Origin of the sequence: Streptomyces lomondensis (assembly GCF_014651035.1) — a bacterium.
GTDB lineage: Bacteria > Actinomycetota > Actinomycetes > Streptomycetales > Streptomycetaceae > Streptomyces > Streptomyces lomondensis.
The window spans coordinates 39,042-52,270 of record NZ_BMWC01000017.1 but is presented as its reverse complement, the minus strand read 5'-3'; the positions used below and the strand labels follow the sequence as shown (position 1 = coordinate 52,270).

11 protein-coding genes and 6 pseudogenes are annotated in these 13,229 nt (G+C 71.2%); 7 read left to right on the top strand and 10 right to left on the bottom strand.

The window, feature by feature from the left end; translation table 11 throughout:
- Positions 1–70 precede the first annotated feature (70 nt).
- Positions 71–1,051: an AraC-like ligand-binding domain-containing protein gene (locus IE255_RS35790; RefSeq protein WP_229906756.1), complete on the top strand. Its 981-nt coding sequence runs from the start codon at positions 71–73 to the stop codon at positions 1,049–1,051.
- Positions 1,052–1,544: 493 nt separating this feature from the next.
- Here IE255_RS35790 and IE255_RS35785 read toward each other — a convergent pair whose 3' ends face one another.
- From IE255_RS35785 to IE255_RS35765, 6 genes and pseudogenes are all read right to left on the bottom strand, one after another.
- Positions 1,545–2,489 carry a trimeric intracellular cation channel family protein gene (locus IE255_RS35785; RefSeq protein ID WP_190054583.1) on the bottom strand — a complete coding sequence of 315 codons (945 nt, stop codon included), beginning with the start codon at positions 2,487–2,489 and terminating at the stop codon, positions 1,545–1,547.
- Positions 2,490–3,024: 535 nt separating this feature from the next.
- A complete protein-coding gene (locus tag IE255_RS39680) occupies positions 3,025–3,159 on the bottom strand; it encodes a sigma factor-like helix-turn-helix DNA-binding protein (RefSeq protein ID WP_229906755.1) in 135 nt (44 codons plus the stop codon).
- A 127-nt stretch (positions 3,160–3,286) separates the two neighbouring features.
- A pseudogene (locus IE255_RS39675) lies at positions 3,287–3,526 on the bottom strand (sigma factor); the annotation flags it as partial.
- Between the two features lie 104 nt (positions 3,527–3,630).
- The gene (locus IE255_RS35775; RefSeq protein WP_190054582.1) at positions 3,631–4,596 is read right to left on the bottom strand and encodes a CU044_5270 family protein; all 966 of its coding nucleotides are present in this window, start codon (positions 4,594–4,596) and stop codon (positions 3,631–3,633) included.
- A complete protein-coding gene (locus IE255_RS35770) occupies positions 4,593–5,321 on the bottom strand; it encodes an RNA polymerase sigma factor (protein ID WP_190054581.1) in 729 nt (242 codons plus the stop codon). Before IE255_RS35770 ends, IE255_RS35775 begins: the two co-directional genes overlap by 4 nt.
- 44 nt (positions 5,322–5,365) lie before the next feature.
- Positions 5,366–6,007: a condensation domain-containing protein gene (locus IE255_RS35765; protein WP_190054580.1), complete on the bottom strand. Its 642-nt coding sequence runs from the start codon at positions 6,005–6,007 to the stop codon at positions 5,366–5,368.
- 246 nt (positions 6,008–6,253) lie between these two features.
- Here IE255_RS35765 and IE255_RS35760 point away from each other — a divergent pair, with 246 nt between their 5' ends.
- Positions 6,254–6,946, top strand: coding sequence for a hypothetical protein (locus tag IE255_RS35760; RefSeq protein WP_190054579.1), 693 nt, complete (start codon positions 6,254–6,256; stop codon positions 6,944–6,946).
- Positions 6,947–7,345: 399 nt separating this feature from the next.
- On the opposite strand, the gene IE255_RS35755 is transcribed toward IE255_RS35760, so the two are convergent.
- Positions 7,346–8,053: an AAA family ATPase gene (locus IE255_RS35755; RefSeq protein ID WP_190054578.1), complete on the bottom strand. Its 708-nt coding sequence runs from the start codon at positions 8,051–8,053 to the stop codon at positions 7,346–7,348.
- A gap of 679 nt (positions 8,054–8,732) precedes the next feature.
- Between IE255_RS35755 and IE255_RS35750 the strand changes: the two are divergent.
- Positions 8,733–9,001 (top strand): annotated as a pseudogene (locus IE255_RS35750) (transposase); the annotation flags it as partial.
- Positions 9,002–9,267: 266 nt separating this feature from the next.
- Here the strand turns inward: IE255_RS35750 and IE255_RS35745 are convergent.
- Positions 9,268–9,605, bottom strand: a pseudogene (locus IE255_RS35745) (hypothetical protein).
- A gap of 70 nt (positions 9,606–9,675) precedes the next feature.
- Here IE255_RS35745 and IE255_RS35740 point away from each other — a divergent pair.
- A pseudogene (locus IE255_RS35740) lies at positions 9,676–10,193 on the top strand (transposase family protein); the annotation flags it as partial.
- 180 nt (positions 10,194–10,373) lie between these two features.
- Here the strand turns inward: IE255_RS35740 and IE255_RS40665 are convergent.
- A complete protein-coding gene (locus tag IE255_RS40665) occupies positions 10,374–10,745 on the bottom strand; it encodes a DoxX-related protein (RefSeq protein ID WP_190054577.1) in 372 nt (123 codons plus the stop codon).
- Here IE255_RS40665 and IE255_RS39670 point away from each other — a divergent pair.
- The 3 genes and pseudogenes from IE255_RS39670 to IE255_RS40495 all read left to right on the top strand — a co-directional run bounded on the left by IE255_RS39670 (position 10,686) and on the right by IE255_RS40495 (position 12,614).
- Entirely contained in the window at positions 10,686–11,501 is an 816-nt protein-coding gene (locus tag IE255_RS39670) for a helix-turn-helix domain-containing protein (RefSeq protein ID WP_229906754.1), read from the top strand. The two genes, IE255_RS40665 and IE255_RS39670, sit on opposite strands and share 60 nt — an antisense overlap.
- Positions 11,502–11,638: 137 nt before the next feature.
- Positions 11,639–11,806, top strand: a pseudogene (locus IE255_RS40625) (IS982 family transposase); the annotation flags it as partial.
- A 490-nt stretch (positions 11,807–12,296) separates the two neighbouring features.
- Positions 12,297–12,614 carry an aldo/keto reductase gene (locus IE255_RS40495; RefSeq protein WP_372487634.1) on the top strand — a complete coding sequence of 106 codons (318 nt, stop codon included), beginning with the start codon at positions 12,297–12,299 and terminating at the stop codon, positions 12,612–12,614.
- A gap of 35 nt (positions 12,615–12,649) precedes the next feature.
- On the opposite strand, the pseudogene IE255_RS39660 reads toward IE255_RS40495, so the two are convergent.
- Positions 12,650–13,103 (bottom strand): annotated as a pseudogene (locus IE255_RS39660) (transposase); the annotation flags it as partial.
- Positions 13,104–13,229 lie beyond the last annotated feature (126 nt).

Below are 13,229 nucleotides of genomic sequence, written 5' to 3'. Positions count from 1 at the left end.
CCTCGTCTGAACCGATTCAACAGCCGGACGCGTGTAAGGGGAAGGGAAGGAATCAACCAGGAGAACGATCATGAGCGTCGTGTCCACAGCGTCGGTACCTGCCGAGGATCGGCTGGCGTACTGGTACGAGGTGATCGGTCAGACGTACGAGCAGCTCGCCTCTGTCCGGCTGGACCTCTCCAAGCTCACGAACGCGCCCTACACGGGCATGATCACCGCCGGCCGGATCGGCCCCCTGACCGTCGCCAGCACGGTCGCCGACCCCCTGCACGTCCGCAAGCCGAGGCGCGGGGAATTGACGGACGACGACTGTCTCAACGTGTGCATCCAGGACCACGGCCACCTGGTGATCGACCAGAACAACGGCCAGACACTGCTGAGGCCCGGCTCCCTGACCCTCTTCGACACCACCCGTCCCTACACGGTCACCTATCCCGACCCCTTCCGCACGCACGTCATCCAGATACCGCGGGCGATGCTGGGCTTCCGCGCGGCCGACCTGCACCGTCTGACCGCGGTACCGATCGAGGCCGACACCGAGACGGCCGCGCTGGTCACCCCGTTCCTCACCCGGCTCGCGACCCAGATGAACAGCCACTCGCCGCACATCGGCGAGTTACTCGCCCACAACGCCGCGGACCTGCTGGCCACCCTCCTGGCCGAGCGACTGGACCGTGACCTCCCCGACACCGGTACCGACGCGGCACGCACCCTGCTGCGGCTGCGCATCCAGGCGTTCATCGACCGACACCTCGGCGACCCCCACCTCTCCCCGCGGACCATCGCCGAGGCACACCACGTCTCTTTACGCCACGTCCACCGGCTCTTTCGGGAGCAGGGCACCACCGTCAGCCGCTGGATCCAGCACCGCCGGCTGGAAGCCTGCCGGCGTGAACTCAGCCGCCCCCACCGCGCCGACGTGTCCGTGACCGCCGTCGCACACCGCTTCGGCTTCACCAGCCGCACCCACTTCAGCCGCGCCTTCCGAGCGGCCTACGGCCTGTCCCCCCGCGAGTGGCGCGCCATCGCCCGGCACCGCAAGCACGCCTGACCCAGCACGCACCTGCCCTTCATGACGGACCAGGTGGCGATCGAGCAGGCGGACGCAGGCCTCCCTGCCGTCTGGCCGCTGCGGAAGGTCCTCGTGTTCGGCAAGATCAACGACCCGGGGCTGCCGAGCGGGCTGCTGGCCGCATGCTGGAACGGACGTGCCTGGCACCGGTACCCGTCCCCTGCGTCGACGAGGTGGCCGACGCGGGCACGGACAGCTCGGGCGCCGGGGGAGACATCGGCTGGCCCGTGGGCGCGAGCACGCGTGCTCCTCCGCTGGAGCGGCACCGCCCGGGCGGGCGAGGATTCTTCGGCAGACCTCACGTCCACGAGCCTGGCCGGCTCGATCACAGACCTCGACGGCGTTCCGGCATCCGCGCCGTGCCGGCCGCAGGTAACACCCAGTGCGACAGCCCGACAGACGTGTGCGGTCTGCTCGTCTCAAGCGGCCTGTGCTGACGGACGGCCGGGCTGCGGGTCGGGCGGGCGCGTCGCTACGACGGGCCGGTCGGGGGCGCGCCGCCGCCGTGTGACGGAGGTGTCCGAGGGCGGTCCATGAGGGGGAGGCGGGGGTCCGGGACCGGGTGGGGTACGGCCTGGCGGAGGGCGCCGGCGCGGTGCCGGGCGGGGGTGGGGCCGTCCCGCAGCACCCCGGGCAGGCGCAGCTGTACGGTCTGTTCGCCCGCCGCCCGGCCGAGGGCGGCCGGCCGCGCCGGCGGGGCAGGGTCTGTGGCCCGCTCGATCCGTACCGTCGTCTCGGCATCGGCGGCCGGCAGGGTCGGTTGCTGCCGCAGGCCCGCCAGGAGGGTGCGCCAGGTGGCCGAGCGCGGGGTACGCCACCCGAAGCGGACGGACAGCAGCCGCAGGGCGAAGGTGAGCCCGGCCGCGCACAGCGCCGTGAGCACGTTGAGGTGTCCCAGGTGATGCAGGAGGGCCGTCGTCCCCGCACCGGCCAGGGCCGGGACGACGTAGAGGTCCTGGTTCCAGCGCAGCACCGAGGGGATCTCGCGCGCCATGACACCGGCGATGATGCCGCCGCCCACGCCGCAGCCCAGGCCCAGCGCGGCGGCGGGCAGCGGGCCGAAGCCGTGGGCGAGCGCCTTGATCGCGCCGCCCACGGAGAACAGGCCGAGGGCCCCGGCGTCGGCGACGTCGAAGACGCCCTGCCACCGCTGGACGGTCGTGCTGAAGTACACCAGGGCGGCGGCCAGGACGGGGCTCGCGTAGTACCCGGCGTCCGTGAACGCCGAAGGCGTCACCCCGATGACCAGGTCCCGGAAGACCGCACCGCCCAGGGCCCCCGCCTCGGCCATCAGGATCGTGCCGAACAGGTCGAAGTCCTTGCGGACGGCCAGGAACGCGCCGCCGAGAGCGGCGGCAAACAGGGCCACCAGGTCCGCCGGGTACTGCAGGACATCGGTCAGGTGCTCGATGGACATTCGCCCGGGCCTCCCGTCGCTCGCGCCTTGTGCTCTTGTCCACTCCGCTACGCCGCGCGGGCCGGGCGGGTTCGAGGCGGCGCGATGATCGTTACGCGCTGGTGACGTTGGGTGCGAGGCACGTGTGCGCCCGCCGGTGCGTGCCGGCCGTGAGCGGGCGGGGCTGGTCCGGGGCGGACGGGCCGACCGCACTGCCCGCCATCACCCTCCAACCCCCGGCGTCTACCAGCGCGTCGGCACCCGTATCGACACGGAGGAGACCACCTAGGGGGTCGGGCCTCGGGCGACGGCGGTGCGGCTGCCGGCGGTCAGCCGCCCGCTGTGGGCCTCAGCCCTGTTCCACGCACTCGTTGAAGTGCTCCAGGTCGCTGCGGACCAGCCGGCCGATCGCGTTCGCCTGGGCGAACTCTCGGGGCCGCCGACCTCCCTGACCGTGTCGGGCGGTACGTCAGCCGCGCCAGGACGCGGGCGTGGCTCTCGTCGATGGGGCGCAGCGAGAAGGATCCCGCCGGCTCGGGTCTGTCCGTGGTACGCCTCAGCTGACGATGCCGCGGACGAGCAGTGCCCTGCGCAGCGCCCGCAGCGCGTAGTAGCTGCGTGACTTCACCGTGCCTTCGGGGATGTCGAGGATCTGCGAGACCCGGGCGACGCTGCTGCCGTCGAAGTGCATGTGCCGGAGGATCTCCTGTTGCTGTGGTGTCCAGCGGGTCGGGATTGGCCGGGCGCAGGGTGCACGCGCGGTGGTCGTCGATCAGAAGGTTGCGTACCACCGTGAACAGCCACGGCCGCTGCTCGTGCGGCGCGGCGCCGAGCCGTCCGGCGTGGCGCCAGGCCCGGAGGGCGGCCTCCTGCAGGAGGTCCTCGGCGCGGTGCCAGTCACCGCCCAGCCTCCGCGCCGCGTACCGCAGCAGCAGTGTTCCGTGCTGCTGGTAGATGGCGCGGATGAACGCCTCGGCATCCGCGCCGCGGGGCCAGGCCGCCTCCGGGCCCGAACCGGCGGTCGTCCCTCTCGCGCGGCGGCTCAACGCGCCGGGCATCCGTGGCACTGCTCACGGGGCCTCACACTTCCTCACGTAACTCGCCCAGGGGTCAAGACGGTGGCGGCTGGTCGCGGCGCGGCGCCCGTCGGGGGTGCGGTGGCCTACACGGCCCGGGGTTCGCCGACCCCGCGCGACGCCTCGGGCCTCGGGGCGGCCGGGGTCCGGCCGGGCTTGTCGACCACGCCGACCTGCAGCACGGCCACCTCGTCGGAGCCGAGGTAGGTGAGGGTCCGCTTGTCGAAGACCCACACGTCGCGATCCTTGGAGCCGAAGGCAAGGCCGATGCCGGGACGGCCGGCGGCGTCCTTCGCGTTGTCGACGACGGTCACCCCTGGGATCTTCGCGGCCGTGCGGTACAGGGTCGCGTTCACCTGCGGCAGCAGCGTCGCGGTCGGCAGCATCTGGCCGATCTCCTCCAGGGCTGCGTCCTCGTGGGTCGGCGCCCGTCCCTCGGTGGCGTCCCAGATCCGCTGGTACAGCGTGTCGGGGTCGGCGGGCAGGGCCTGCAGTTCGCGGTAGGTGGTGATGTTCGGGTCGGCCTTGAGGGTCATGTCGTACGTGCCCTCGTCGGCATGGGGGCCGGACAGGACGGTGACCCGGGCGAGCCCGTCCCGCCCGCCGTCGACCGGCTGCCAGTCCGAGCGGCGGAAAACGTTCTCGCCCTCGCCCCGGACCAGCTGGGTTCCCTGGGTCCGGGTGTAGACGTACTGGTCGTCGCGGACCGGGGTGGTGGTCTCGGCGGCGGCGAGCGTGGCGATGCGGTTGAGCAGGTTCACTGCCGCCGTGTCGGTCGCCGGGTGCCCGGCCCGGCCGTTCGTGTTGAGGGAGACCACCGTCGCCAGGACCGCGGCGACGGTGCCGAGCGGCACGGCGATCAGAGTGAGCCGCCGGCGACGCGGGCGGCGCGCGGACGCCGTCCCCGGGGCGCCGTGGGAGCGCGGGGCGGCCTCTCGGGTGATCTCCCGGATCAGGTGCTCCTCCAGGTGCGCCAGGCGGTCGCCCGGCAGGACCGGCTCGCCCGGACTCGGCAGCAACCTGGCGAGTTCTTCGCGTTCAGCGGGGTTCATCGGCCTCTCTCCTGTCCCTGTGTCGACCGGGCCGCCTGCTCGCGGCCCACCTGTACCTGTCCGTTGCCGCGCTGGAGTCCCGTTCTTTCCCGGGCCTTCGCTCTCCCGGGTGCGGGTGGCCCTGCCGAGGAGCCGCCGCGGCGCGCGAGTTCCGCCTCTGCCAGGCCGCGCAGCCGGTGCCGGGCACGCGAGAGCCTGGACCGCACGGTGCTGACCGGCACGTCCAGGGCCTCGGCGGCCGCCGCGTAGCTCAGCCCCGACCACACGCACAGCGCGAAGACCTCCCGCTCGCGGCGGTTCAGCCGGGCCAGGGCCGCGCGGGCGGCGGCGAGCCGGTCGGCGTCCTCCATACGGCCGACCAGTTCGTCGGCGAAGTCCGGTGCCGTGTCGCGTTCGGACGGCCGTCCCTGCAGCCGGCCGAGCGCGGCGGCATGCCGCCGGGTGGTGCGCCGCGTGTTGCGCAGCACGTTGGTGGCCACGCCGAACAGCCAGGCGCGCACGCCGTCGTCGCCCTCGCCCTCGTCGGGCCACTCGCCGTCGGGCCGCAGCTTCTCCCGCAGCCGCCAGGCTTCCAGGAACGTCAGCGACACGACGTCCTCCGCCGTGTGCAGGTCCCCGCTCAGCCGGGCGGCGTGGCCGTACACCGCCTGGGCGTGGGCGCGGAAGAGCTGGGCGAACGCCTGAGGGTCACCGGCCCGTATCCGGGCGCGCAGAGAAAGGTCCACACACTTCTCTGTCCGCTCGCCGGCGGGAGTCCCTGTGACGATGGTCACGCCGATGGGGGCGCCGGGGCCGGTCGATGACGTCGCCCGGCGGGTGGAGCGGGGCAGCCTCGACGTCGGTCGCCGCCCGGACGACCGCAGGACCAGGCGTTACGGGGCGTGGATGACGGGGCAGCGGGCGGAGCTGGAGCCCGCCCATCCGGCGGTGCGCGGTCGCGCCGGTGGCGGGCCAGCAGCCGGGCGAGGTCCGGGCTGTCCACGCGGGAGTGCCGCTCGCTGTCCAGCCACTCCTGCCGCAGCCGAGCGGCCAGGCCCGCCACGGGCTCGCCGGGCTCGTCACGGACCAGGACGGGCAGGGTGTCGGCGAGGGGCCCGACGAGCCGTTCGACGCCGGGCCCCTCGCGGCGGGCGCGGGTCACGGCGACCTCCAGACGGTTACTCCACCAGGCCAGGCAGCGGATGTGCGCGGCGAGCAGCAGGCGGAACAGGAAGCAGCCCTCGGCGGCGGCCCATTCCGGCAGCGTGGCGGTCAGGGCGGAATCGGTGGCGGTCGGATGGGCGGGGAACGTGGGTGGAGGAGGAGCGGGGGTCCGGGCGGGTCGTCCGGACCCTTGCCCCGTCGTGGGGCAGGCGGGGGAAGCGATGCTCGTGGCGGGGGGCGGCGAGCAGATCGCGCCAGTATGGAACACCTCGATCACACTCGCCCTGTCCGTCTGGCTGGTGGGTGCCTGTCTCGGCGAGACCGTGAAGGGCGTCTTCGAAAAGGCAGCGGCTGTTTCTTCGCGCGGGTAGGCGATCCGGTGGGGTGAGTGTCGCGGATTCGTAACGGATGTCGGGGCCGTGCAACAGGCCGCAGAGGCCGTCGAACCCGGGTGTGGGGGTGACCGTAGGCAGGGGTGTCCTGATTCGACGCGAAAGCCGAAGGGGTTTCCCCAATGACTGCTACCCGTTCCCGTCTGTTTCCTGCCCTGGGCGTTCTGCTGGCCGGTGGGATGTTCCTGACCGCGTGCGGCTCGGAAGATTCCGCCGCCTCGAACCCCGCCAGGCCGTCCTCGGCTCCTGTGGCCGCCACGGGGGCGGTGGCCGGTACGTTCACCGGCACGCTCACCTACTGGGCGCCGGGCAAGCTCCGCGTCGGCGAGCGCGCCTTCTGGGTCGCCCAGGACACCCAGATTTGGGGGTCGGGTGGGATCTGCGGTGACGGCAAGGGTCACTCCCTGGTCGAGTGCACCGTCGGCCAGTTGGAGAAGGCGGCGAAGAAGGGCACTGTCCGTGTCGAGGTGACTGTCGGTAAGGATGGCATCGCCAGCAAGGTCGTGGACCAGACGCCCAACAAGACGGCTGCCTCCGGCGGCGAGGGTGCGGGCGGCAACAGTGGTGTCGCCGGTACGTTCGCCGGCACGCTGACCTACTGGGCGCCGGGCAAGCTGCGGGTTGGTGAGCGGGCTTTCTGGCTCGCGAACGACACGGAGATTTGGGGGTCGGGTGGGATCTGCGGTGACGGCAAGGGTCACTCCCTGGTCGAGTGCACCGTCGGCCAGTTGGAGAAGGCGGCGAAGAAGGGCACTGTCCGTGTCGAGGTGACTGTCGGTAAGGATGGCATCGCCAGCAAGGTCACCGAGCAGTAGGACCACGAGCGGTACCAGCCGGACGGGGAGGGGACCCGGGCGGCCAGGCCGTGAACACACGCCACGGCTTGGAACGCCCGGTGGTATCTCTTCCCGTCGGCGCCGCCCGCCCCGGTCCTGCCCGATCAACCGGGGGCCGGCTCCTGAGTTCGTTCTCGGCGGTGGCCCGCGGGAGCCCTTTCGGTAGGGCCACGGGTGCCAGGGGCCAGGCGCTCGGCTCCCTGACGGCCTCGTACTCCTGGCCGAGCGCGACGATCAGGGAGTTCGCGTCGGCCATGGTGGCCCACAAGGGCCTCAATGGCCTACAGGCTGCTCGCCTTCGTGTGCCGGCAGTGCGTGTGATGACCCCGCGCGGGCGCACGCGCGCTTCGGGTACCGGCGGGGCCCGCGGTAGTGTGCTCAGTCCAGGATGTGCCGCAGGTAGGAGTGGGGCTCGGCGAGGTAGCGGCGCCAGTGGTCGACCAGGGCGAGGTCGCGCCAGGACGTCCGGCGCATGCCGTGCTCGCCGACCTCGATGATGTCCGCGCCCGGCAGGGCAGTCAGCAGCGGCGAGTGCGTGGCGCAGACCACCTGGCCGCCGCTCTTCGCCAACTGGTCCATGTGGCCGATCAGTTCCAGGCAGGAGGAGAACGACAGCGCGGCCTCCGGCTCGTCCATCACGTACAGGCCCGGCTGCGAGAAGCTGTCTCGGAACGCCGCGAGGAAGCCCTCTCCGTGACTGACGGCCTCCGGTGCGAGCCCTTCCCGCGTCAGCGCGTCCAGGGCCGTCTCGGCGCGCAGGAAGAACCCCGTGCGGGCGGACCAGGCGGCGAGCATGCGCCGTCCGCGCGGGGCGGCGTCGAAGCGGATCCGCTCACCCAGCGCCGACTTGGCGCGGTGGCTGGCGTAACGCCAGCTGTGCGAGCCGCCCCAGGAGTCCAGGCCGAAGCCCTCCGCGAGCGCCTCGACCAGGGTGGACTTGCCCGAGCCGTTCTCGCCGACCACGAAGGTCACCGGGGCGGTGAACCGCAGCCCATCCGCCAGGAGGCTTCGCACGCACGGTACGGACCAGGGCCACTCGTTCGTGTCGTACGAGACTATGTGCGCGTACGCCCGTTCGACGATCACTGTCGGTCTCCTGCGAGGGGTCATGGGCGGGTGCTCAGCGTACGACGCGGGTGTACAGGAGCGGCCGTCGAAGAAGAAGTGAGCGGCCGGCCCGCAACACGTGCAGCTGTCTGCCGAAGACCGCGGCGGCGCGGTGGAGTCATTCGACATCGTGGTGCGGGAGGCGGTGGTGCAGAGGCTTCCGCACCAGCTTCAGCGCATCATGCGAACGGCCATGGGCGCCGCCTGCCCGAGGTCCACGACACCGCTGCACAGACTCTGGATCGCATGCGCTGCGAGATGGCGGCCCGGCCTGATGGCGCGCTCGCCGGCATCAGCACGTGGGCCCGACACCGTCACGGTCCTTCGTCGCGTGGAACGTGGAACTCCAGACAACCGGGCCGACTCCGGTGTTCCACAGAGGAGGGTGTCCGATACCGGGCACCCTCCCCTCCGCCGAGGGTCGGGCCGCTCTGGCTGCTGCCGCCAGACGTACCGACGGCAGTGGTACGTACCCGAGTCGTCCCAAGAATCTGTGCTCGTTGTAGCGCGCCGTGTGCCGCACAGTGGATGTCGTGCCGCACCGAAGGCCTGGTGAGACGGATGCGGTTCCTGTTCAACCCCCGGCCGCCTCCGGGCGCTCATCCCAGGTACTTGTGGGACGTATGCGGGATCCGGCGATCCCTAGGACCCGTGGGACTCGGGCTGCACCTGGAGGCAGCTGCCACCGGTGTTCGGGCCGGCCTGGCCCACGGTCTACCGGCGCTTCGCCCAGTGGAGCCGGGATCGGGTGTGGGCCAGACTGCACCGGGTCATCCTCGACGAACTCGGCGCTCGGGGCGAACTGGACTGGTCGCGGTGCGCGATCGACTCCGTCAGCGTCCGGGCGGCAAAAGGGGGCCACTGACCGGACCGAATCCGACCGACCGCGGCAAGCCGGGATCGAAAATCCACCGCATCACCGACCGGACCGTCCGGCTCGCTAAGAACCTCTGAGGCTGTGACGCAACTGCCGTAACGGTGAAGGACCTCGAGCCACACGTCGACACCCGAGTTGCGAACCATGCCTCCCCACCCGGCACGACGAAGTAGACCGCCCCGGTCTCCGGCTCAACACCGAACCATGACCGTCCAAGGGATGCCTGCGGAGGGTGTGGGGTGGGCGGCGGCCGAAGCCACCGCGAGACGGTCAGCGGCGGGCTGCCGGCCCTGGTTGCCGAGGTGGCAGCGGGCGGTCAGGAGTCAGGGCCGACTTCGGGGTGCGTGAACCGCACGGGCTTGCCCAGCGACCGGGCGTAGGCGATTTCGGCTCGGGTGCTGTCTCCGATGTAGTCGCCGACTACGAGCACCTCATCAGCGAGGCGGATCTTCGCCCGATGCAGATCGTCGAGTCGAACCTTCAGCGCCTCGGCCTCGACAGGGTCGGACCAAAGTTCGTGCGGCGACTTCATGTCACAGCCCGGTTTGCGGCCAGCGCGATGCCGAACATCGCGATCACGCGGTCCGGGGGGCTCAACAGCTTCTTCGCGTCCGCGAGCTTCTCCTCGGGGGTGAGCAGTTGCGGGTATGACACCGGTTCCTCCTGGTGCTGTGGTCCAAGGGGTGCCTGCGGAGACGAGAACGAGGGTGTCCAAGATCGTTTTGTGACGAACGACGTGGACACCCTCGCGACAGCACTCTAATGCGACGACCGACGACATACTGAAGGAGCATCCCGACCTGGCGCCGTGGCGCCCGCCGGTCGGCATGACGCCCCGCCTGAGCGATGCGGAACTGGTCACCCTCGCCACGATGCAGGCCATACTCGGCTACACCTCCGAGGCCAAAATGGCTCCGCCATGCCCGTGCCCACCTGCGCCACCTCTTCCCCTACCTGCCCAGCAGCCCGACTACAACAAGCGGCTGCGCAAGGCCGCCGGTCTGATGCGAAGCGTCAACCCCGGTGGAATGCGGCCGCTCCCGCGAGACCGTCAAACGCTCCGACCTGGCAGGTTGGGCCGAATACGGCTACTGCGCCAGCCACAGCCGCTTCTTCTGGGGCCTGCGCCTGCACCTGGTCCGCACCCTTCAGGGACTGCACATCGCCTTCGCCCTGACCGGGGCCAAGGCCGACGAACGCGAGACCCTCCTTGACCTCCTGGCAGCCGAATGCGAGCTTCTTGTCGGCGCACGACTTTGACTTCCCAGCGGCGTACAGGTGAACGTCCCCAGTTGCTGGTACGCGTTCGTGAGCGGACCTCGTGAGGTCACAAGATCGTCTGCGGCAGGCAGGCTGACTCAGGAACCGGACTCACGACTCGTCCCTGCCCGACTCGCCTCGCGGCCTGAAACGTATCGTGCATCAGGCCGCCGATCTGGCCACGGCAACCGCCCAGGCGATGTACAGGATGTTCACCACCAGCCGAGCCACCGCACCGGCCGGCCGTTCCAGCAGCCGGGGCAGGTCCGGCCGCGCGCGTCGCAGCGCGTCCAAGTGGGACACCAGGTAACAGGTGATCAGAGCGGCGGCGGCCCAGCCCCCGACCGGTCTACTGCAAGGAACCAGCACCAGTGCACCCACCATGACCTCTGCCGACCCGCTGACGGCCACGAGGAGCCGCTCCCGGCGGAGCCAAGCGGGTACCAGTCTGAGGAAGTAGCCAGGGACCAAGAAATGCAGGACTCCCGTGACGACCAGGAACACCGCCAAGGCGACGGCAGCGATAGCGTGCATGGCACGATGATCCGTTCACCTCGTGCCTGGGCACTTGAACAGAACGATCGCCGCATCGTCTTCGCCTCCGGCACCGAAGCGACGATGTTCGCCGAATTCCGCCCGTTCCGCGTCACCCAACACCGGCTGCCCGCGTGGAAAGCCGTGCTGCCGATCGGCGGTCACGTCGAACTCCGCCAGCCGGGACGGCCCTTGGTGGCGGCGTCCGGGCTGATCGTTCCGCCCCAGTTGGCCCACACCTGTGCGGCGACCTCGCCCTACATCGCCCTGTTCGTCGATCCCTGGCTGCTGCCCTGCTACCCGGAGCCGATACGGCTCGCTGCCGGCGAGGTCCGCCGCCTGCTCGCCGCGCTCGGCACCATCGATTCCGACGGCCCCGACGCCGGTGTGGACCTGACCGCCGGATACACCGAGCTGCGGACACTCGCGGGGTGCCCCTCCCCACTCGATCCGAGAGTCGCCCACGCTGTCGACCTGTGCACGCTGCGCGATCCGGACATGCCCATCACCTCCATCGCCATCGAGGTCGGCCTGTCTGCCCCGCGGTTGCGCGCCCTGGTCCGCCAGGACGTGGGCATTACGCTCACCCGCCTGCGCCGATGGGGCCGGCTCCGCACCGCGATCGCCGCCCTGCCCGATTCGACCGCCGCCCTGGCCGCAGCCACCGCAGGCTTCGCCGACCAGGCCCACCTCGCCCGTACCGCGCGGGACTTCATCGGGCGTACGCCTGCCTCTCTGCGACGCGCTGAAGCGTAGGGCGCGCCCTTGCCAGGCCGACATGCCCCGCCCCTGAGAGATCCGGCGAGCCCCGGCCCTCCCTGAATACTCGACCGCCTTCAGGACCGGGGACGTATGGCTGTACCTGACTGGCCGCGTTCAGGTGTACGCCGACACTTCTGCGAGAGCGCCCCCGACAGACTCTCACCGGCGACAAGAACTACTTCGGCCGTGGTTTCGAACGCGAACTGTCCGAGAATGGAGTCCAGTTGCTGCGGCCTGCCCGTAAAGGTGAACGGGAACGGCCTGGCGCAGCCCTGTTCAAGCCGCTGCGACAGGTCATCCATCAACGAGTGGTTGTGACCATCACACTCCGATACACCGCCTAGGGCCGCGCCTCCGCCTCTGCCCTCGCGTCCGCGCCGGCCGACTGTGTGGCGCCCGCTGTCGGCTCGTGGCGCGTGCGCGAGGCATGCAGCGTCAGCGAGACGGCAGCGACCAGGCCCACCACCGCGATGCCCGCACCGGACAGGCGCAGCGCCCGACCGCGCCGAGGCCGGCCACCAGCGGTCCGCCGAGCGCCGTGCCCAGGGGCACCGACAGGACCCGGACGGCCGAGCTCGCCGCGGGAATCGGCGGCTACACCCCCAGCAAGCCGCGTCACCAACCTGTCCGGACAGCACACCTAGCCGGGTGGTGTGCGCCATCCTCTTGCCTGGGGTCCCTGTCAGTACCCCCCACAGGAGGGACTCCGGGTCGGCCGGTACCGGAACCGGTCCGAGGGAGATCTCGGAGACCTCCAGGTCCGAGCTGCCGAGGTGCGGTACCGCATGATTGCTGTCCACCCTGGCGCTCGCCTGGATCCTGCGCCGCAGCGAGGTCCCCTCCGCGATCACCGGCGCCTCCCGCCCCGAACAGGTCCACGCCAACGCCGCCGCCTCCGGCGTGAAGTTCTCCGACGACCTGCTGACCGCGGTCGACCATGCCCTCGGCGGCGTCAACGCTCGGCGTCGTGCCATGGGGCAGCCTTCGCCTGATTCTGGGTGGCTGCCCAGCTGGCCAGGAGCTGCAACCCCTCGGCGGCAGGCGTACCCGGCTCGGTCGGCCAGCCACTGCCGCGCCGGTGAGGGCGTGGGCAGGTCGGCGTCCTGACGCCACTTGCCGGACAGCCGGCCGCCGGCGAGCGGGCTGTAGGCGAGGACCAGCACGCCGTCGATGTCCACGATCACGTGACGGGCGGCGGCCGGACCGTTCGCGACTGCCAGTTCCCAGACCCGCGACCGTACTTCGGCCCGCGCCGACCGGATCGCGGTGAGGCCTTCGGGCATGCTGCGGCGAGGGCGTCGATGAGCCGGGAGGCCGTGGGGTTGGACGCCACTGGACCGAATACGTCGGGCGCGGCCCGCAGCATGGCGACATCGGCCAGGCAGTCGTCGCCCAGAGCCGCTGCGAGCGCAATGTCCAGCAGAACCTTGCCTTGTCGTCGTGCACTGCCCGCGGCTTGCGCCACGGCGCCAGTGCCGCCGATATCGCGGCGTTCAGGCGGGACTTGGGACCGTCTCCGACCAGCAGCACCGCCCCGGCCTGCGAGACTGCCCCGCTGCCGCCGCTCTCGACGCGGGCACGCGGGTACAACCCCATACGCTTGCTCACCTGGAGTGTGCTTCTTTGAAAGCGCGAGGCTGACGCTGCACCCGCTTGGCGGAAACCAGCCATCCTCTTGGCTCGAACCTGCCATCGCGGCCGACGGGTGTTCCGGCGCACCTA

What these genes read in the sequence shown, in the direction of transcription:
- IE255_RS35790 (WP_229906756.1), top strand. Translation starts at nt 71, where the DNA reads ATGAGCGTCGTGTCCACAGCGTCGGTACCTGCCGAGGATCGGCTGGCG.
- IE255_RS35775 (WP_190054582.1), bottom strand. Translation starts at nt 4,596, where the DNA reads ATGAACCCCGCTGAACGCGAAGAACTCGCCAGGTTGCTGCCGAGTCCG.
- IE255_RS39670 (WP_229906754.1), top strand. Translation starts at nt 10,686, where the DNA reads ATGCAGGACTCCCGTGACGACCAGGAACACCGCCAAGGCGACGGCAGC.
- IE255_RS39680 (WP_229906755.1), bottom strand. Translation starts at nt 3,159, where the DNA reads ATGCACTTCGACGGCAGCAGCGTCGCCCGGGTCTCGCAGATCCTCGAC.
- IE255_RS40665 (WP_190054577.1), bottom strand. Translation starts at nt 10,745, where the DNA reads ATGCACGCTATCGCTGCCGTCGCCTTGGCGGTGTTCCTGGTCGTCACG.
- IE255_RS35760 (WP_190054579.1), top strand. Translation starts at nt 6,254, where the DNA reads ATGACTGCTACCCGTTCCCGTCTGTTTCCTGCCCTGGGCGTTCTGCTG.
- IE255_RS35785 (WP_190054583.1), bottom strand. Translation starts at nt 2,489, where the DNA reads ATGTCCATCGAGCACCTGACCGATGTCCTGCAGTACCCGGCGGACCTG.